Annotated in this window: 18 protein-coding genes; 8 read left to right on the top strand and 10 right to left on the bottom strand. The window is 73.7% G+C overall.

The window, feature by feature from the left end:
* Nucleotides 1-117: 117 nt before the first annotated feature.
* Entirely contained in the window at nucleotides 118-1803 is a 1686-nt protein-coding gene (gene dacB, locus ACIQ9P_RS36745) for a D-alanyl-D-alanine carboxypeptidase/D-alanyl-D-alanine-endopeptidase (RefSeq protein ID WP_402366087.1), read from the bottom strand.
* Between the two features lie 143 nt (nucleotides 1804-1946).
* Here dacB and ACIQ9P_RS36740 point away from each other — a divergent pair, with 143 nt between their 5' ends.
* Nucleotides 1947-2438 carry an inorganic diphosphatase gene (locus ACIQ9P_RS36740; RefSeq protein ID WP_402366085.1) on the top strand — a complete coding sequence of 164 codons (492 nt, stop codon included), beginning with the start codon at nucleotides 1947-1949 and terminating at the stop codon, nucleotides 2436-2438.
* A gap of 220 nt (nucleotides 2439-2658) precedes the next feature.
* The gene (locus ACIQ9P_RS36735) at nucleotides 2659-3333 is read left to right on the top strand and encodes a heme oxygenase (biliverdin-producing) (protein ID WP_402366083.1); all 675 of its coding nucleotides are present in this window, start codon (nucleotides 2659-2661) and stop codon (nucleotides 3331-3333) included.
* Between the two features lie 479 nt (nucleotides 3334-3812).
* On the opposite strand, the gene ACIQ9P_RS36730 is transcribed toward ACIQ9P_RS36735, so the two are convergent.
* From ACIQ9P_RS36730 to ACIQ9P_RS36720, 3 genes are read right to left on the bottom strand one after another with little or no spacing between them, the layout of a single operon-like run.
* Entirely contained in the window at nucleotides 3813-4028 is a 216-nt protein-coding gene (locus tag ACIQ9P_RS36730; RefSeq protein ID WP_402366082.1) for a hypothetical protein, read from the bottom strand.
* The gene (locus ACIQ9P_RS36725; protein ID WP_402366080.1) at nucleotides 4025-4258 is read right to left on the bottom strand and encodes a hypothetical protein; all 234 of its coding nucleotides are present in this window, start codon (nucleotides 4256-4258) and stop codon (nucleotides 4025-4027) included. Before ACIQ9P_RS36725 ends, ACIQ9P_RS36730 begins: the two co-directional genes overlap by 4 nt.
* Nucleotides 4255-4620, bottom strand: coding sequence for an ATP-binding protein (locus ACIQ9P_RS36720; protein ID WP_402366078.1), 366 nt, complete (start codon nucleotides 4618-4620; stop codon nucleotides 4255-4257). Before ACIQ9P_RS36720 ends, ACIQ9P_RS36725 begins: the two co-directional genes overlap by 4 nt.
* Nucleotides 4621-4913: 293 nt before the next feature.
* Here ACIQ9P_RS36720 and ACIQ9P_RS36715 point away from each other — a divergent pair, with 293 nt between their 5' ends.
* The 3 genes from ACIQ9P_RS36715 to ACIQ9P_RS36705 all read left to right on the top strand — a co-directional run bounded on the left by ACIQ9P_RS36715 (nucleotide 4914) and on the right by ACIQ9P_RS36705 (nucleotide 6723).
* Entirely contained in the window at nucleotides 4914-5774 is an 861-nt protein-coding gene (locus ACIQ9P_RS36715) for a helix-turn-helix domain-containing protein (protein WP_402366076.1), read from the top strand.
* Between the two features lie 11 nt (nucleotides 5775-5785).
* Nucleotides 5786-5977, top strand: coding sequence for a DUF397 domain-containing protein (locus tag ACIQ9P_RS36710; RefSeq protein WP_402366075.1), 192 nt, complete (start codon nucleotides 5786-5788; stop codon nucleotides 5975-5977).
* 158 nt (nucleotides 5978-6135) lie between these two features.
* On the top strand, nucleotides 6136-6723 hold the full coding sequence (locus tag ACIQ9P_RS36705; protein ID WP_402366073.1) for a hypothetical protein: 588 nt from the start codon (nucleotides 6136-6138) through the stop codon (nucleotides 6721-6723).
* 39 nt (nucleotides 6724-6762) lie between these two features.
* Here ACIQ9P_RS36705 and ACIQ9P_RS36700 read toward each other — a convergent pair whose 3' ends face one another.
* From ACIQ9P_RS36700 to ACIQ9P_RS36690, 3 genes are all read right to left on the bottom strand, one after another.
* Nucleotides 6763-7701, bottom strand: coding sequence for a hypothetical protein (locus tag ACIQ9P_RS36700; protein ID WP_402366071.1), 939 nt, complete (start codon nucleotides 7699-7701; stop codon nucleotides 6763-6765).
* A gap of 303 nt (nucleotides 7702-8004) precedes the next feature.
* The gene (locus tag ACIQ9P_RS36695) at nucleotides 8005-9678 is read right to left on the bottom strand and encodes an HtaA domain-containing protein (protein WP_402366069.1); all 1674 of its coding nucleotides are present in this window, start codon (nucleotides 9676-9678) and stop codon (nucleotides 8005-8007) included.
* A gap of 38 nt (nucleotides 9679-9716) precedes the next feature.
* On the bottom strand, nucleotides 9717-11273 hold the full coding sequence (locus ACIQ9P_RS36690) for an HtaA domain-containing protein (RefSeq protein WP_402366067.1): 1557 nt from the start codon (nucleotides 11271-11273) through the stop codon (nucleotides 9717-9719).
* Between the two features lie 97 nt (nucleotides 11274-11370).
* Here ACIQ9P_RS36690 and ACIQ9P_RS36685 point away from each other — a divergent pair, with 97 nt between their 5' ends.
* The 3 genes from ACIQ9P_RS36685 to ACIQ9P_RS36675 are packed head-to-tail and all read left to right on the top strand — an operon-like array spanning nucleotide 11371 to nucleotide 14365.
* Nucleotides 11371-12474, top strand: coding sequence for a hemin ABC transporter substrate-binding protein (locus ACIQ9P_RS36685; RefSeq protein ID WP_402366065.1), 1104 nt, complete (start codon nucleotides 11371-11373; stop codon nucleotides 12472-12474).
* Nucleotides 12471-13544, top strand: a complete 1074-nt coding sequence (locus tag ACIQ9P_RS36680) for a FecCD family ABC transporter permease (RefSeq protein ID WP_402366063.1) — start codon at nucleotides 12471-12473, stop codon at nucleotides 13542-13544. Before ACIQ9P_RS36685 ends, ACIQ9P_RS36680 begins: the two co-directional genes overlap by 4 nt.
* Nucleotides 13541-14365 (top strand): heme ABC transporter ATP-binding protein, encoded by an 825-nt coding sequence (locus ACIQ9P_RS36675; RefSeq protein ID WP_402366061.1) that lies wholly within the window; start codon nucleotides 13541-13543, stop codon nucleotides 14363-14365. Before ACIQ9P_RS36680 ends, ACIQ9P_RS36675 begins: the two co-directional genes overlap by 4 nt.
* Nucleotides 14366-14411: 46 nt before the next feature.
* On the opposite strand, the gene ACIQ9P_RS36670 is transcribed toward ACIQ9P_RS36675, so the two are convergent.
* From ACIQ9P_RS36670 to ACIQ9P_RS36660, 3 genes are all read right to left on the bottom strand, one after another.
* A complete protein-coding gene (locus tag ACIQ9P_RS36670; RefSeq protein ID WP_402366059.1) occupies nucleotides 14412-14627 on the bottom strand; it encodes a dodecin in 216 nt (71 codons plus the stop codon).
* A gap of 278 nt (nucleotides 14628-14905) precedes the next feature.
* Nucleotides 14906-15862 carry an asparaginase gene (locus tag ACIQ9P_RS36665; protein ID WP_402366057.1) on the bottom strand — a complete coding sequence of 319 codons (957 nt, stop codon included), beginning with the start codon at nucleotides 15860-15862 and terminating at the stop codon, nucleotides 14906-14908.
* Nucleotides 15863-15938: 76 nt separating this feature from the next.
* Complete coding sequence (locus ACIQ9P_RS36660; RefSeq protein WP_402366055.1) at nucleotides 15939-16520, bottom strand: ABC transporter substrate-binding protein; 582 nt, start codon at nucleotides 16518-16520, stop codon at nucleotides 15939-15941.
* Nucleotides 16521-17017: the final 497 nt, after the last annotated feature.

Below are 17017 nucleotides of genomic sequence, written 5' to 3'. Positions count from 1 at the left end.
CGTGCGCCGGGGGGAGCCGGAACGGCCGCCCAATGGCGGCCCGGTGGGCGAGCGGTGGGTGAGCGACGGGCGGGCGACGGGCGGGCGACGGGTGTGCGGCGGGCGGGCGACGGCCGCTCAGTGGCAGCCGCAGGCGGCCAGCCTGGCCACCACCCGGTCCATCGCGGCGCGGGCGGTGTCGACGGGGGCGGAGGTCCGGGTCATCAGGGCGAAGACGAGCAGCCGCCCGTCGGCGTCCACCACGGTGCCCGCCAGGGTGTTGACGCCGCTGAGGCTGCCGGTCTTCGCCCGGACCAGGCCGGCCGCGTCGGCCGCCCCGGAGCCGGCGCCGAAGCGCTTGCCGAGGGTGCCGGTGAAGCCGGCGATCGGCAGGCCCGTCAGCACCGGACGCAGCGTCGGATGCTGCGCGGAGGCCGCCAGGGCGAGCAGCTTGACCAGGACCGCCGGCGGGATCGCGTTGCCGGGGTGCAGCCCGCTGCCGTCGTTGAGCACCACGCCGGCCATCGGCACGCCGAGCCGGGCGAGTTCCTGGGTGACGGCGGTGGCGGCGCCCTCGAAGCCGGCCGGCTGGTGGGCCGCGATCGCGGCCTGGCGGGCGATCGCCTCGGCGAGGGTGTTGTCGGAGGTGGTCAGCATCCGCTCGACCAGCCGGGCCACCGTCGGCGAGTCCACCCGGCCGAGCACGGGGGCGTCGGCGGCGGCCGGGGCGGTGGCGGCCTTCGCCTTGCCCTGGACGGTGACGCCCTGGGCCTTGAGCAGATTGGCGAAGGTCTCGGCGGCCGCGCCGGCCGGGTCGGTGACCCGGGCGGGGGCGTCGGCGAGACTCTTCGGATCGGTCTTGCCCTCGTCCACCATCAGCGGCGTCACCGCGGCGATGTTCTCGCCGTCGTGGTTCTTGTGCAGCAGCGGGCCGGTGTAGAGCGACACGTCGTAGTCGAGCGCGACGGTGGAGGTGCCGGCGGCCTTCAGCGCGGCGGCGGTCTGCCGGGCCAGCGCGTCCAGCGAGGCGGGCGCGGTGTCCGGGTCGGCCGGGACGCCGGCGATCTGCACCTGGTCGGCGGGGAGCGCGGTCAGCGTCGGGTCACCACCACCCACGAGGGTGATCCCGCCCGTCGCCGCGTTCTTGACGACCCGGGTGGTCAGCCGGGTGTCGGCCGGGATCAGCGAGAGGGCCGCGACCGAGGTCGCGAGCTTGGTGGTGGAGGCGGGCGTGGCGGCGGTGTTCTCCGCCGCGCCGTAGAGGAGTTGGCCCTCGGCGGCGTCCGCGACGGCGAGGCCGACGGTGCCGAGGTTCCGGTCGGCGAGCACGGTGGCGAGCGCCTGCTGGAGGGCCTGCGCGGTCGGGAGTCCGGCGCCCGGACCGGCTTCGGCGGCGGCCAGCACGGCCCCGGCCGGGGCCGGCCGAGCGGTAGCGGCGGTAGCGGCGGCGGGCTTGGGCGACGAGGACGCGGCCCCGGAGGCGGACGCGGGCGGAGATGCCGGTGTGGACCCCGACGTGGCGGCGGGCGAGGTGCCGGAGGCGGTGGGCGGGGTGGACGGCGGAGTGGTGGCGGGGCGGCCGGAGGTGCTGCCCGGCCCCCCGGGGCGGCCCGGGTCCTCGTCCCGGTCGCCCCTTCCTCCCCCGTTCTCCCTGTCGCCCTTGTCGTGCTTGTCGTGCTTGTCGTTCTTCCTGCCGTTGCCCTCGTCCTGGTCGCCCCGGGCGCCGCCGGCCCCCGTCCCGGAGGGCGAGGCCGATCCGGACGGCGGCGCCGACGGCAGCGCGGACGCGCCGCCCGCCCCCAGCACCGTCGCGGCGACCAGCAACGACGCCCCGAACAGCCCCGCGGCCGTCCCCCCGCGCCGGCGCCCCGACCCAGCCCCTGCTCGCACCGACCCGGCCCCTTTCCTGAGCACACACTCCCGTAGGAGACACTTGGATTCTGTCAGTCCCTACCTTGGAGGAACCGTTGGAGTTCGACGTCCTTATCGAAATCCCTAAGGGCTCTCGTAACAAGTACGAGGTCGACCACGAGACCGGTCGCCTTCGGCTCGACCGGATGCTCTTCACCTCGACCCGCTACCCGGCCGACTACGGCTACGTCGAGGGCACCCTGGCGGACGACGGTGACCCGCTGGACGCCCTGGTCATCCTGGACGAGCCGACCTTCCCCGGTTGCCTGATCAAGTGCCGTGTCATCGGCATGTTCAAGATGACGGACGAGGCCGGCGGCGACGACAAGCTGCTCTGCGTCCCGGCGACGGACCCGCGCTGGGAGCACCTGCAGGACATCCACCACGTGTCGGAGTTCGACCGTCTGGAGATCCAGCACTTCTTCGAGGTCTACAAGGACCTGGAGCCCGGCAAGTCCGTCGAGGGTGCCGACTGGGTCGGCCGCGCCGAGGCCGAGGCCGAGGTCACCGCGTCGATCAAGCGCCTGGCGGACCAGGGCGGCCACTGAGCCGTCCTCCCCGTCTCGTTCGTCCGGCGGTCCGTCCGCCCGGACGCTTCGAGGTAGGCGAGGCAGTCGAAGGCCGGGGTTCGCGGAGTTTCCTCCGCGGGCCCCGGCCTTCGCCGTTCCCCGGATCGGCCGACTCTTCCCGACACCCTGTCGGCATGATGCGGGATTAGGTTAGGCTAACCGAAGCAATCGGGGACGTAGTCGACCTTTGGAGGCCCGCATGCCCATACCCGAGCAGCCCGTCGTCCCGTTCTCCACCGTGCTGCGCACGGCGAGCGCCGCCGAGCACGAGGCCGCCGAGCAGTCCTCGTTCATGAGCCGCCTGCTCGGCGGACACCTCGGCATCGAGGCGTACGCCGACCTCACCGGCCAGCTGTGGTTCGTCTACCGCGCCCTGGAGCAGCGGGCGGACGAACTCGCGGAGCACCCGGTGGCCGGGCCCTTCGTGGACCGCACGATCCTGCGCACCGAGGCCATCGAGCGCGACCTGGCCCACCTGCGGGGCCCGGACTGGCGCGAGGGCCTCGCCCCGCTGCCGGCCACCGCCGCGTACGTCGCCCGCCTGGAGGAGCTCGCCGAGCAGTGGCCGGCGGGGTGGATCGCGCACCACTACACCCGCTACCTGGGCGACCTGTCGGGCGGCCAGATCATCCGCGGCATCGCCGAGAAGACCTGGGGCTTCGAGCGCAAGGGCGACGGCGTGCGGTTCTACGTCTTCGAGCAGGTGGAGAACCCGGCCGCGTTCAAGCGCGACTACCGCGCCAAGCTGGACGCCGCCGGGCTGGCCCTGGACGAGGTCGAGAGCCGCCGGGTGGTCGAGGAGTGCAAGCGCGCCTTCCAGCTGAACGGCGCGCTGTTCCAGGACCTGGACACCCGGTACCCGCTGAGCGCCTGAACCTCTCGGAGCGGGACGTCGGAGCTGCCGACTTCCCGCTCCGCGCTCGTGCCGGCCGGCTCACCGTCCGGCACGTCCTTCCCGATGGCCCCCTTGCCGCCGCAAGGGGGCCATCGGCACGTCACGGTCCGCGCGGGTCGCCCGGTCGGAGCGTTGGCAGCCGCTCACCAGAAGATCGGCCGGAGCGGGAGTACGACGGGTCCGACTTCCCACTCCACGATCCGACCGCCGCCGACCACCCAAACGAGCAGCGCCCCCACAGCACCCTGGGGTGGGAAGTCGGCGGTCCCGACTTCCCACCCCAGGGGCTCTTCTTCCGGTGGACCCTGCCGCTCACAAGGGGCGAGCTGGGAAGCGCAAGCGAGAGGTGGGTTCCCCGGCTGCCGCTCGCTCGGCCCGAGCGCGCGGCAGCCACTCGTGATCCGCCGCCTGCGGTGCGATCGAGGATCAGGCGAGGTGGTGGGGTGCGGTCTTGGGGGTCAGTGGGGTTGCGGGGTCTCGGGGTCGGCCTGGTGGGGGGTCCAGGTGTGTTCGATGGTGCCGTCGGGGTGGGTGTGGGTTTCCCAGCGTCCGTGGCGGGTGATGGGCGGCGGGGGCGGGCCGATCCTGAGGGCGGTGAGGACGCCGGTGATCACGGTGGCGATGGCGAGCGCCAGGAGGACGGCGAAGGCCGCGCCGATGAGGAAGGCGCTCACTTCCGGGCCGTCTCCCGCATCAGTTCGAGGAGGTTGAAAAGGGTGGAGACGGGGGCGTCACCGAAGTTCACGAGGAGGCGGCCGTCGATGGTTCGGCCGTTGACGTGGGCGGAGCCCCAGCGGAGGCCGAGGGGTTTGCCGCGTTCGTGGAGTTCGCGCAGAAGGGCGGTGACCTCGGGTTCGGTGCAGGTGCGGAGGATCTTGTCGTGGGGGCCGATGGGGGCGTTCACGCGGCGAAGTCCAGCTCGAACCAGACGACCTTGCCGGACTTGGTGGAGTCGGCGCCGACCCGGTCGGCGAGGGCGCGCACGAGGTGGAGACCGCGCCCGGAGACGGCGTAGGGGTCGGCGGAGATCCGGGGCGAGGGCAGATCGGGGCAGTCGTCGCACACCGAGACCCGAAGCACGGCGGGCCGGAGGCAGACGAGGACGGGCGGTGCCTGGCAGCCCCCGTGCTGCCAGGCATTGATGTACAGCTCCTGAAAGGCGAGTTCGGCATCGTCGATGACATCCGGAGGCCAGCCGGCGGAGGAGAGGGCGGCCCGGAGTTCGACACGGGCGAGAGAGCAGTCGGGCGGGTTGAGGGCACGCATGACAGACCTCCAGGGGAGGAGCAGGGAGAGGGCGGGAGAGACGCCACGAGCGAGGCCAGTCCGGACCCGGCTGATGCGCGGCAAGAAGCGGGCAGCACGCGCCTACTGCCCACGAAAAAGGCACTGATGACGGTCAGTCATGTGACCGACGCAACACTGACGGTAGGTCATTTGGTTCCACGCGTGCAACACGATCCGCAAAGATGGCCCGGCAGGGACGAGAGGTCTCACTCGCGCGAGTGGCATCCCGAGCCTTCACAGCGAGAGACTGCCCGGACACGGAAGGACACCTCTTGGCACTCAGGACCCAGATCAGTGAGAGGCAGCGCCGCTTCGGCGCCGAGCTGAGGCGCCTGCGCGAGGGCGCCGGACTGGCGGTCAAAGACGCTGGAGCACTCGTCGGCATGGGCGGCCCGCAACTCAGCCACATCGAGGCCGGACGCACCGGGCTGGATCCGGACCGACTCACCACGCTTCTGAACGCCTACGGTCACATGGATGAGACCTATGTGACCGCTCTCCAAGAGATGGGGCTCAGCAACGGCAAGGGCTGGTGGAGCGCCTTCAAGGGGTCGGTCACGGCCTCGGCCCTCGATCTGGCCGAGTCCGAATCGGGCGCCACTTCACTCTCCAGTTACGAGACCCTGCTGATCCCAGGACTGCTCCAGGTGCCTCGTTACAGCGAGGTCATCCTCAGCGGCGACGAGAAGAAGATGGAGTTCCGTCGTAGCCGCCAGCAGGCCATAAGCGCTGACGGGGCTCTTCACTTTCATGCCGTGATCCACGAAGCGGCACTTCACGCTCGATTCGGCGGCCCCGAGGTCATGAGGGAGCAGTTGGACTCGCTGGTCGAGGCGAGCGAACTTCCCCACATCACGATCCAGATCCTGCCGTTCCGCTGCGCCGAGTACGTATCCACGGACACGTCTTTCATGATTGTGCACGGTCCGAACGCCGACCTGGACACAGTACTGATGGAGCACCCGGGCGGCTCCTCGTACCATGGCGATCCAGAGTCACTCATCGCTTATCGCTCGAAGTTCGAACGCCTCAAGTCCCTTGCGCTTCCGGAGCTGGATGTCTCTCTCGCCCTACGCTCCCGAGTCGATCAAGACTCCTGGGGCCTGATTCAGCATCTCCGCTACACCCTCTAAGGAAGGCGCACATGTCAGAGCTCGATTGGCAGAAGTCCAGCTTCAGCGGCGACCAGGCCAACTGTGTCGAGGTCCGCGCTGGGGACGGCCTGGTCGAACTCCGGGAATCCGACGACGGCGACGTCGTCCTCCACACCACCCCGGCCGCCTTCGCCGGCCTCCTCCGCGCTGTCAAGGCCGACCGGCTCGACCACCACGCATAGCTCCAGCGATCCTTCCCCTCGCGCAGGAAGTCGACCGGTCCGACTTCCTGCGCGCAACACTGTGGCCCTCGCCCGAAACCGGGCGAGGGCCACAGTTCGCTTCCGCCCACCGGGCTCCGGCGGTGTGCGAAGCGGCCGATTCCTGGTACTGATGGGGCGTGCGCTTCGACACCGTCCCGATACCCCCGTCCATCGATGCCCGACCCCGCGACGAGCGCGGCTATCCCGTTCCGGCGATCACGCCGTGGGAGGGCGACCAGCCCCAGTTCGCGCTGACGGACTACGGCCGCAGCGCCGACTGCGCGCGAGAGCGGCTCTGTTCGGTCTGCAACGCGCTGATGCCCAAGGGCCCGGTGTGGCGGGTGGTCGGCGAGACGGAGAGCGCCGCGATCGCCGAGGCGCTGGCGGCCGGCCGTCCCTACCGCAATCTCGCTCCGACCCTGGAGGGCCCCGGCCACCGGGCGTGCATGCTCTACGCCTCGATGGTCTGCCCGTACCTGGCCCGGCCCAACGCGCGGCGCCGGCAGTCGGCCCAGCAGCCCGGAGAGATGACAGAGCACGTCGTCCGGGGCGCGGCCCGGGGCACGACGGGCGCCGTGGTGGGGTTCGCCGACTACGAGTACGGGATCACCGACACCCGGGTGCTGTTCCGCTTCATCGACGTGGTGGAGTTCCTGCCCCACGACAACGCGGACGAGCATCTCCCGGACCTCAAAAAGGAGTTGGACCGCCTGGCCGGTAACTGACCCGGCCGGGCGGTCCCTCGGTCCTCGTGCTCGCCGGTCTCAGCCGCGGTAGGCCGGCAGGCCGACCCGGCTGGTGACCACGACGGGCTTGGTGGCGCCGCTGACCGGGACGGTGACGATGCCCTTGGGCGTCCGGGCCGCGATGGTCCGGCCGTCCGGCGAGAAGGTCGGCTCGGTGTAGTCGGTGGTCGCCTTGGGGGTGAGGTCCTTGGCGGTCCTGTCGCCCCGGCCCTGCACGAAGAGGTGGTCGTGCCCCTGCACCGAGCGGACGAACACGACGTCGTCGCCGTCGGGCGAGACCGCGGGCTCGGAACCCTTGGCCAGCACGTCGGTCTGCGAACGCAGGACCTCGTCCCGGATGTAGACAGTGCCGTTGTCGGCGTTGGCGAAGACGCTGGTGCCGGTCCTGCTGGCCGCGTTCGGCCAGATGTTGCCGGTCTGCGGCAGGGGCGCGGCGTCTTCGCCGCCCCAGACACTCAGATCGGTCGGCTGGCCCTGGACGGCCGCGGCGGGAACGGTCTTCAGCCGGGAGACGCCGTTCTTCCTGGCGACGAAGGTGATGCTGCTCCTGGCGGGCACCTCCGCCGCCGGAACGGCCGGGACCGTCTGCCAGGTGGGGTGGTTCCAGTTCTGCCCACCGGGGTTCTTGGCCACGACGACCCGGTTGCCGCCGTCCGCGTCGGAGATGTTGAGGCTGCCCGAGCCGTCGATGAAGACGGCCTTGTTGCCGTCCGGGGACCAGGAGAGGTCCCGCACGACGGTGCGGAAGTCGACGATCTTGCCGTCGATCTGCACGTACCGGGTGCCGTTGCTGACGGTCAGCACGTTGTGCTTCAGCCCCTTCGGACCCGCGGCTCCGCGAGAGGCCGCCTGGGCCGCCGGGCTGACGGCGGCCACGAGGCCGACCGTCAGGGCGCCGATGGCGGCGAGCTTCGCGATGCGGGACGAGGACTTGCGGAACGAAAGGGCCTTGCTCATGGTCGTGTATCCCCCGGGAACGATGTGCTGATGCGATGCCGCACCAGAGCCGTGTCCACCACCCCCCGGGGACTGTCGTCCACCCGTTCGGCTGTTCGCGCTCTGTGCGATGGGAGAAGCCTCTCAGCCGAGCTTCCCCGATCTGTGCGGCAACTGTCACGGACGTGAAACAGCGTCATCCGCCCTCTCCGAACCCATCGAGCTGCCCCGGCGTGGGACGTCGGCCGGGCCGACTTCCCACACACAGCGCCGCGGCCCTCGCTCGGAACCGAGCGAGGGCCGCGGCGCACTTCGGACCGGGTGTCAGACGCTGAGCGACTTCCGGTGGCGGGCCAGGGCGGTGGCGCCGCCGCCGAGCAGCAGCAGGCCGGCCGCGGTGGCCAGGATCGGGGCCACCGGGGTGTCCGAACCGGTGGAGGCCAGCACACCGGAGCCGCCGATGGAGGAGCCGCCGGTGGTCAGCGACGCGCCGCCGACCGTGCCCGCGCCGGAACCGCCGACCGTCCCGGTGCCGGTGCCGGTGCCCGTTCCGGTGCCGCCGACGGAGCCGGCCGCGCCGCCCGCCGAGCCGCTGCCCGCCGGGCCGGTGGGCAGCTGGGCGTTCTTGTCGAAGGCCAGCGACACGGTGACCGGGTCGAGGGCCTCGCCCGCCTTGTAGTTGGCGAAGGCCGGCACACCCTCGGCGGTCAGCTTGGCCGGGACGGCGTTCAGCGTCACCACGCCGTTGACCGGCGCGAGGCTCGCCTTGGAGAGGTCCAGCTCGGCTATCCGGGCGCCGGACAGCGTCGTGGTCTTGCCGTCCAGGGACTTGGCGTTGACATCGGCGGTCAGGAACGCGCCGTCCTTGTCGATGCTCAGGCCCAGCTTCGAGAAGGTGGTGTCCAGCTGGTAACCGCCGCCCTCGCCCGGGTGGCCGAGGAAGCGCACCGAGCCCGCGAAGCCCGCCGAGAGCGCGTGGCTCTTGGTGTTGTACGCACCCTTGGCGCCGGAGAAGCGGTAGTCGGCCGCGCCGCCCGCGAACTCGACCTTGCCGTTGGCCACCGGGCTCTGCAGGTACTTGCGGAAGCTCTCCTTGACCTGCCAGTCCAGGGTGCCGTTGACGACGGCGAGCTCACCGGCGCCGGCGCTCGGCGTGGTGCTCGGGCTACCGGTCGCGGAGGGCGAGTTGGTCGCGGTCGGCGAGCCGGTGGCCGTCGGCGAGGAGGTCGCGGACGGGGAGGAGGTGGCCGTCGGCGAGGAGGTGGCGGTCGGCGAGCCGGTGGCCGTCGGGGTGGCGGTCGGCGAGGCGGTGGCCGTCGGCGAGCCGGTAGCGGTCGGGGTGGCCGTGGGCGACTGCGTCACGGTCGGCGTGGCCGTCGGGGACGGCGTGGCCGGGCTCTGCTTGAGCAGCAGCGACAGCGGGTCCATGTCCGAGCCGCCCGCGTAGAAGCCGGCGAACGCCTTGGCGCCCTCCTCGGTCAGCTTCGCCGCCGTCGGCACGCCGTTGGTGGTGTCCCGGCCGACCGTGAAGGTCACCAGCGGGACGTCGTCGCGCCGGGTGACCTCGGGGGCGCCCACCGTCTCCTTGGAGGCGGTGTCGGCGGTGAGCGTGCCGGTCGTTCCGGCGGTGGTGATCTTCAGATCGCTCAGACCCACGTCCAGCGCGCCGTGGTGGGCGGTGAACCGCACCCCGCCGTTGAAGGCCGAGGTCAGGGCGTGGGTGCCCATGTCGTAGCTCGCGCTCGCCAGCCCGAAGTGGAAGCTGCCGTCGGCGTTGGTGGTCGCGCCCCCGCTCAGCTCCACCGCGCCCTGGCCGACCGGCCCGGTGACGTAGCTCCGGAAGCTGGCCTTGACCCCCCAGTCCAGCGCGCCGGTGTCGTAGGTGATGCTGCTCGGCGCGCCGGCGCCGAAGGCCAGCACCGGGGCGCCGAAGGCGGTCAGGCCGAGACCGGCGGTGACGGCGGCCAGGGCGGCCATCCGGGTGCGGTTGCGGGACATGGGGGACTCCGTTCGGTGAGCGGGGAAGAGAGGGGGGTTCAGGCCGCGTCGGCGGGGGTGGCGCGACGGCGGCGGAGGACGAACAGGCCGGCGGCCACGGCCAGGGCGGCGGCGAGCAGGCCCCCGCCGACCAGGGCAGCCGTCGGGACGCCGTCCGAGTCGCCCGTCCCGGCGGCGACCGGCGCCGCTGCGGGCGAGGCGGTCGTGGCCGAGGGGCTGGGCGCGGTGGCCGGGGCGCTGCCGAGGTCCGGCAGCGGCGGGAGCGCGGCGGCAGGGTCGAGCGCGACGGCGAAGCTCAGCGGGTCCATCGCGGTGCCCGCCGGGTAGAGGCCGCCGAACGCCTTGCCGCCCGGCTCGGTGAGCGTGAGCGGGAGTTCGACGGCCTTGAGCAGGCCACCCTCGGAGGTCAGCCCGGCCGGGTCGAAGGTGCCCAGCTCGACGCCGGTGAGCTGCTGGGTACCGCCGTCCGGCGTGCGGCCGGAGACGTCGGCGCGCAGCACGCCCTTGCCGTCGGCCACGGTGACCGCGGCGTTGGCCAGGGTGAGGTCCAGGCCGAAGGCGTCACCGCTCTTCAGGCCGGTGAAGCGGACGCTGCCGGTGAAGGCGGCCGTGAGCGCGCCGGTGGCCGGGTCGTAGCTGCCCTTGGCGGGCGTCCAGCGGAAGAACGCGCCGCCGTCGGCCGCGCCGCCGGAGGTCTCCCAACGGCCCTGGGCGATCGAGCCGGTGACGTAGTCGCGGAAGGTCCGGCGCACGCCCCAGTCGAGCGCGCCGTTGCCGAACTCGGCGGCGGGAGCGGCCTGCGGGGTGGCGGCCGGGCTCTCCGGCGTGACGGGCGGGGTCGTCGCGGTCGACGTGGTCGGCGCGGCGGGCGTGCCGGGGGCCGCGGGCGTGCTCGCGGCCGGGGAGGGCGCGGTGGCCGCCGGAGCCGACGGGGTCGTCGGGGCCGGCTGACTCGGAGCCGCCGCCGGGAGATTGACCGAGAGGCTGACCGGGTCGAGGGCCGTCCCGGCGGTGTAGAAGCCGCCGAACGCCTTGGCCCCGGCGTCGGTCAGGGTCGCCGGCACGTTGCTGAGCGCCAGGGTCCCGGCCGCGCCGCGCAGGTCGACCCCGGCCAGCGAGAGCTCGGCCAGCTTGGCCTGGCTCGCGTTGCTGACCTGCCCGGTCTCCCGGGACTTGCTGCTGACGTCCGCGTACAGCCCGGCCGAGCCGCCCGCGGCGGCCCGGAAGGTGAGCCGGCCGATGCTCAGGTCGAGCGCGTTCGCCCCGTTCTCCTGGTGCCCGGTGAACCGGACCCCGCCCGAGAACGCGGCCGTCAGCGCGCCGTTCGCCGGGTCGTACGAACCGGTGGCCGAGTGGAAGCGGAAGCCGCTGCCCGACACCGTGGCCGCTCCCCCGGTGAGCGCCCAGGTCCCCTTGGCGATGGGACCGGTGACGTAGGTGAGGAAGGACTGCTTGATCCCCCAGTCCAACCGCCCGCCGGACACCTTGCCCTCGGCCGCCACCGCCTGGCCGGGGAGGACCACGACGGTCAGCAGGGCCGCCAGGGCGGCCACCAGGGTGGCGGCCAGGCGGCGGAACCGATGGGGCAGAGGCACGCGGATCACTCCTCGGCGCGACGGGGAAGGCAGGGCGGACTCGGGGTCGGCACGGGACCGACCCCCTTGCGAGCTTTAGGTAAGGCTAACCTAATATATGAGTCAAGAGCCCCGCCGGGCACCCCCGCACCCCACTCACCGGCGGAGACAACTCCCATCGAAGGGAACGACCTTGAGCAGCAGTACCACCCGAACCAGGGCCGCCCGCCGGCCCGCGATCCTGCTGCTCCTCCTCGGTCTGCTGCTCGCCCTGACCGCCTGCGGCGCCGCCTCCGGCAGCGCCGGATCGGCCGCCGGGGCCGGCGCCTCACGCACCCCGGACGCGGTCGAACCGCTGCCCGAGGCGCCGGTCCCCGCCCTCCCCGCCACCGCCGCTTCCGCCGACGGCCGGACCGTCACCGTCACCAGCACCGAGCGGATCATCCCGCTCAACGGCAGCCTGGCCGAGATCGTCTTCAGCCTCGGCCTCGGCCCCAAGGTCGTCGCCCGCGACGTCTCCACCACCTTCCAGCAGGCCGCCGCCCTGCCCGTGATCACCCAGGCCCACGACGTCTCCGCCGAGGGCGTGCTCTCGCTGCACCCGACCGTCGTCCTCGCCGACCGCTCCACCGGCCCCGCCGAGGCCGTCGCCCAGATCCGCGCGGCGGGCGTCCCCCTCCTGGTCCTGGACGACGCCAAGCGACTGGAGGACATCGGCCCGCGCATCGACACCGTCGCCGCCGCCCTCGGAGTCCCCGACGCCGGACGGCAGTTGAAGGAACGCACCGAACAGCGGACCACCGAGGCCCGGGCCGCCCTGCCCCCCGTCGACCGCCACCCCAAGGTCGCCTTCCTCTACCTGCGCGGCAGCGCCTCGGTCTACCTGCTCGGCGGCCCGGCCTCCGGCGCCGGCTCGCTGATCAGCGCCGTCGGCGGCGAGGACGCCGGCACCGCAGCCGGCCTCAGCGGCGACTTCACCCCGCTCACCAGCGAGGCCCTGGTCAAGGCCGCCCCCGACGCGATCCTGGTGATGAGCAAGGGCCTCGACTCCGTCGGCGGCGTCGACGGCCTGCTCAAACTGCCCGGCGTCGCCCAGACCCCGGCCGGCCTGGACCGCCGGATCGTCTCGATCGAGGACGGCCAGCTGCTCAGCTACGGCCCGCGCACCCCGCAGGTGATCCGCGAGATCGCCGAACAGCTCTACCCCGGGACCGCCAAGTGACCGCCGCCGCCACCGGCGGCAGCGCCGCCACGACCGCGCGGCGGCCCGCCCGGACCACCCTGCTCACCGTCGGACTCGCCACCGCCCTGGTGCTCTTCGCCCTGCTCGCCGCCGGGATCGGCGCCTACCGCATCCCGCTCGGCGACATCCTCGCCTCCTTCGGCCACCGGCTCGGCCTCGGCGGCCACGCGCTCGACCGCGTCCCGGAGTCCGTGCTCTGGAACGTCCGGCTGCCCCGGGTGGTACTCGCCCTGCTGGTCGGCGGCTCGCTCGGCTGCGCGGGCGCCCTGATGCAGGGCGTGTTCGGCAACCCGCTCGCCGAACCGGCCGTCATCGGTGTCTCCTCCGGCGGCGCGGTCGGCGCCGTCGGGTGCATCGTGCTCGGCCTGGACGCCTTCGGCACCTGGACGGTGACCGCCTCCGCCTTCGCCACCGGCCTGCTGACGGTCTTCGCGGTGTACGCGATGTCCCGCTCCGGCGGCCGCTCCGAGGTGGTCACCCTGATCCTCACCGGCGTCGCGGTGAACGCCTTCTGCGGCGCGCTGATCGGCCTGTTCCTGTTCACCGCCGACACCGCCGCGATCAGCCAGGTGACCTTCTGGCAGCTCGGCTCGCTCTCCCAGGCCACCTGGGGCAAGGTCCTCGGCGTACTCCCGTTCGCGCTCGTCGGCCTCGCCGTCGCCCCCCGCTACGCCCGCTCGCTGGACCTGCTGGCGCTCGGCGAACGGCCCGCCCGGCACCTCGGCGTGGACGTCGAGCGGATGCGGCTGGTGCTGATCACCGTCGTCGCCCTGCTCACCGCCGCCGCGGTCGCGGTCAGCGGCATCATCGGCTTCGTCGGCCTGGTCGTCCCGCACCTGCTGCGGATGCTCGCCGGACCGGGCCACCGCTTCCTGCTGCCCGCCTCCGCGCTGGCCGGCGCACTCGTCCTGGTCGCCGCCGACCTCGCCGCGCGCACCCTCGCCGAACCGGCCGAACTCCCGCTCGGCGTACTCACCGCGCTGATCGGCAGCCCGTTCTTCTTCTGGCTGCTGCGCCGCACCAGGACCAAGCAGGGAGGCTGGGCATGAGGCTCGGACCGCGCAACCGCCCCGAGGTGCCCGCACGCCCCGCCCCGGGCACCGAACTGCTCACCGCCAAGGCCGTCCGACTCACCCTCGGCGGACGCGAACTGCTGGCCGGCGCGGACGTCCGGGTCACCGCCGGGGAAGTGGTCGCCCTGCTCGGACCGAACGGCGCCGGCAAGTCCACCCTGCTCTCCGTGCTCGCCGGCGACCTCGTCCCGAGCGCGGGCGAAGTCCGGCTGGACGGCCGCCCGCTGGCCGACTACCGGCCCCTCGACCTCGCCCGGTGGCGCGCGCTGCTCCCGCAGGCGGCCGCGCTGTCCTTCCCGTTCCCCGCCGACGAGGTGGTCCGGATGGGCCGCGCCCCCTGGGCCGGCACCGCCGCCGCCGAGGAGGACGAACGGGTGGTCGCCGAGGCCATGGCCGTCACCGAGTCCGCCGCGTTCACCGGACGGCCGTTCACCGCCCTCTCCGGCGGCGAACGGGCCCGGGTCGCGCTGGCCCGGGTGCTCGCCCAGCGCGCGGCCCTGCTGCTGCTGGACGAACCCACCGCCGCGCTCGACCTGCGGCACCAGGAGCTCGTGCTGCGCCTCGCCCGGACCCGGGCCGCCGCCGGGGACGGCGTGGTCGTCGTCCTGCACGACCTGTCGCTGGCGGCGGCCTACGCGGACCGGGTGGTACTGCTGGCCGACGGCGCCACCGTCGCCGACGGGCCGGTGTCGGAGGTGCTGCGGGCGCCGCTGCTCAGCGAGGTGTACGGACACCCGGTCGAGGTGCTGCCGCATCCGCGGACGGGCGCGCCGCTGGTGCTGCCGGAGCGCCGGTAGCCCTCGTCGGCTCCGGTCGTCTCCGGCCCACTCTCGTCAGCTCTCGTCAGCTCTCGTCGTCGAGCCGGAAGCCGATCTTCAGGCCGACCTGGAAGTGCTGGACCCCGCCGTCCGCGAGATGCCCCCGGATCTGCGTGACCTCGAACCAGTCGAGGTTGCGCAGGGTCCGGGAGGCCCGGTCCACGCCGTTGCGGATCGCGGCGTCGACGCTCTCGGTCGAGGACCCGACGATCTCGGTCACCCGGTACACGTGCTCGCTCATGACGGACTCCCTCAGCTGTGCGACGGCCCCCGGTCCACCGTGCACCGGGCCCCGCCCGTCCGCACTCCGGCAACCGCCGGACGGAGCGGGGCGGGGCCCCGGACCGGGCGTCCCGTCCCGGGGCCCCTTCACCCACGAGCGGGCGACTCCCGCCCCGAGCCGAAGGGGCGCGCCGGTGCCGAAAGGGAGCGGCGAGGAGGTCCCTGAGGAACGAAGGGGCCTCGGAGCGCGACCGTCGGCACCGGGCAGAAGCGCCCCGGAGGCGAGCGGGCGACAACTCAGAACGCCGCGCGGACCTCGCCCACCGGAAGGCCGCCGCCCAGCAGCGGCGCGGCGGCGATCCGGTCGAGGGTGCCGTCCTCGGTGGTGACCCCGAGCCGGCGCAGGGCGGCGGCCAGGACCGGGCCGCGGGCCCGCTCCGCACCGTCCTCGATCTTGAAGGCCAGCGCCCGGCCGTCCGGCAGCGCGACCGCCTGGACGGCCTCGGCGCCCATCTTGGCGAGCGCGCCCGGCACCGCCCGCATCAGCCGGGTGTCGGCGCGGCGGGTGCCGGCCACGTACTCGGGGTGCGCGCGCATCGCGTCGGCCACCCGGCGCTGCGGGGTGCCGGGCTCCGCCAGCAGCAGCGAGCGGTAGCCGCGGGCCAGGCCGGTCAGGCTGACGGCCAGCAGCGGCGCGCCGCAGCCGTCCACCCCGGCGTGCGCGGAGGTCTCGCCGACGGCCTCCTCCAGGGCCTCCTGGGCCAGCCGCTGGATCGGGTGCGCCGGGTCGAGGTAGCTGTCGGTGGGCCAGTCGTTGGCCACACAGGCGGCCAGCCAGCCGGCGTGCTTGCCGGAGCAGTCCATCAGCACCGGCTCGTGGTCACCGCCCCAGCGGAGGTGCAGTTCGGCCTCCATCGCGTCCAGCGGAAGGTCTGCCGGCGTCCGCAGGGCGGACTCGTCCAGGCCGGCATCGGCCAGTATCCGCCGCACACCGGCAAGGTGAAACGATTCTGCGGAGTGACTGGACGCCGCCAGCGCCAGCAGCTCGCCCTTCAGCGCCAGCCCCGCCCGCAGGGTGGCCACCGCCTGGAAGGGCTTGGCGCAGGAGCGGGGGAACACCGGGGCGTCGGGCGTGCCCAGGGCGAACTCGACCGAGCCGTCGGCGGCGAGCAGGACCAGGGAGCCGTGGTGCCGGCCCTCGACGAAGCCCGAGCGGACGACCTCGGCGAGCACGGGCAGGGCGGGGTTGGACATGGCGAAGAGCCTTCCGGAGGTGAGGGTGGGCCGGGGGCGAGCCGGGCCCGTCCCCGCCCCCGGGTGCCTCGTCCGATCAGAGCGGGCCGCCTGCGAGCAGGTCCTCGACCCGTGCTTCCCCATCACGGTACCTGCGGGTGATCTCGGCGTTGCAGCCGTCCGCCGTCCGCAGCAGCAGCTGCCGCCGCCCGGACACCTCGCGCTCGTGGGCGCGCAGCCGTTCCAGCGCCGCCAGCAGCTCCGTCACCGGGTGCGCGGCCAGGTCGGCCAGTTGCACGTCCCCCATCAAGGTGTCCGCCTCCAGCTGGGACTGCTGCCCCCGCGGCGGCCCCAGGGTGACGTGCCGGGCCGAGCGGCGGACGGTCGGCGCCGCGTCCGTCAGGATGGCCGGCAACCGCTCCAGCAGGGCCCCGGCCGGGTCCGCCGGGTCCACCGGGCGGGCCGTGCCGCCGTCGGGCCGGCGGTCCAGCTCGGCCAGCAGGATGTCCATCCGGCCGTGCAGCAGCCGCCGCAGGTAGGAGAGGTCCTCCTCCTGCTCCAGCGTCTCCCGGCGCAGGACCCGCAGCTGGTCCAGGCCCAGCCGCCCGAGGTCGGGCCCCGCCCCGGAGTCCTCGGGCGCCCGCTCGTACCGGTCCTGTGCCGTGCCGATCGCGTCCATCAACCAACCCACCTGCCGTCGTCCCGATCCCGCCCGCTCGCGGCACCCCGTCGTCTGCCGCCGGTCCGGCCCGTCACCGCCGCGCGCGCCGTCGGCGCGTTCCCGTCCGGAGGCACGCCCGGACGCCCGCGATGGTTCCCTCCCCCGGCCGCGGCCACCCACCGGGGCGACACGACCAGAACGCCTGACCTACCGGCTCGACCGCCCGGCCGAACCGGGCCCGGGCGCGGCGGACCTTCGGCGCCCCGGACCACGGACGTGTCCGGCTCCCTCCGCATGACGCGGCGGACGGCCGGATCCGCCCTTGTACGGTCCCCCAGCGTGCCACCCCGCCCGCCGCCGCCGCACCGCCCGTGCACCCGAACGGCCCCCTGGCGAAGAGGGGTGGCTGATACGACCGAAGCTTTTCGCAGCAAGAGCGGCGCCAAGGAGCGCGCAGGCGCACGCTACCCGGCGCGCGCCAGGTCGACGAGCGCCCATGGGGGGCCTGCTCGCGC

Origin of the sequence: Kitasatospora sp. NPDC094019, from assembly GCF_044764505.1 — a bacterium.
In the GTDB taxonomy this organism is placed as follows: domain Bacteria; phylum Actinomycetota; class Actinomycetes; order Streptomycetales; family Streptomycetaceae; genus Kitasatospora.
The sequence above is the reverse complement of the archived record's forward strand: the minus strand, read 5'-3'. Positions and strand labels throughout refer to the sequence as shown.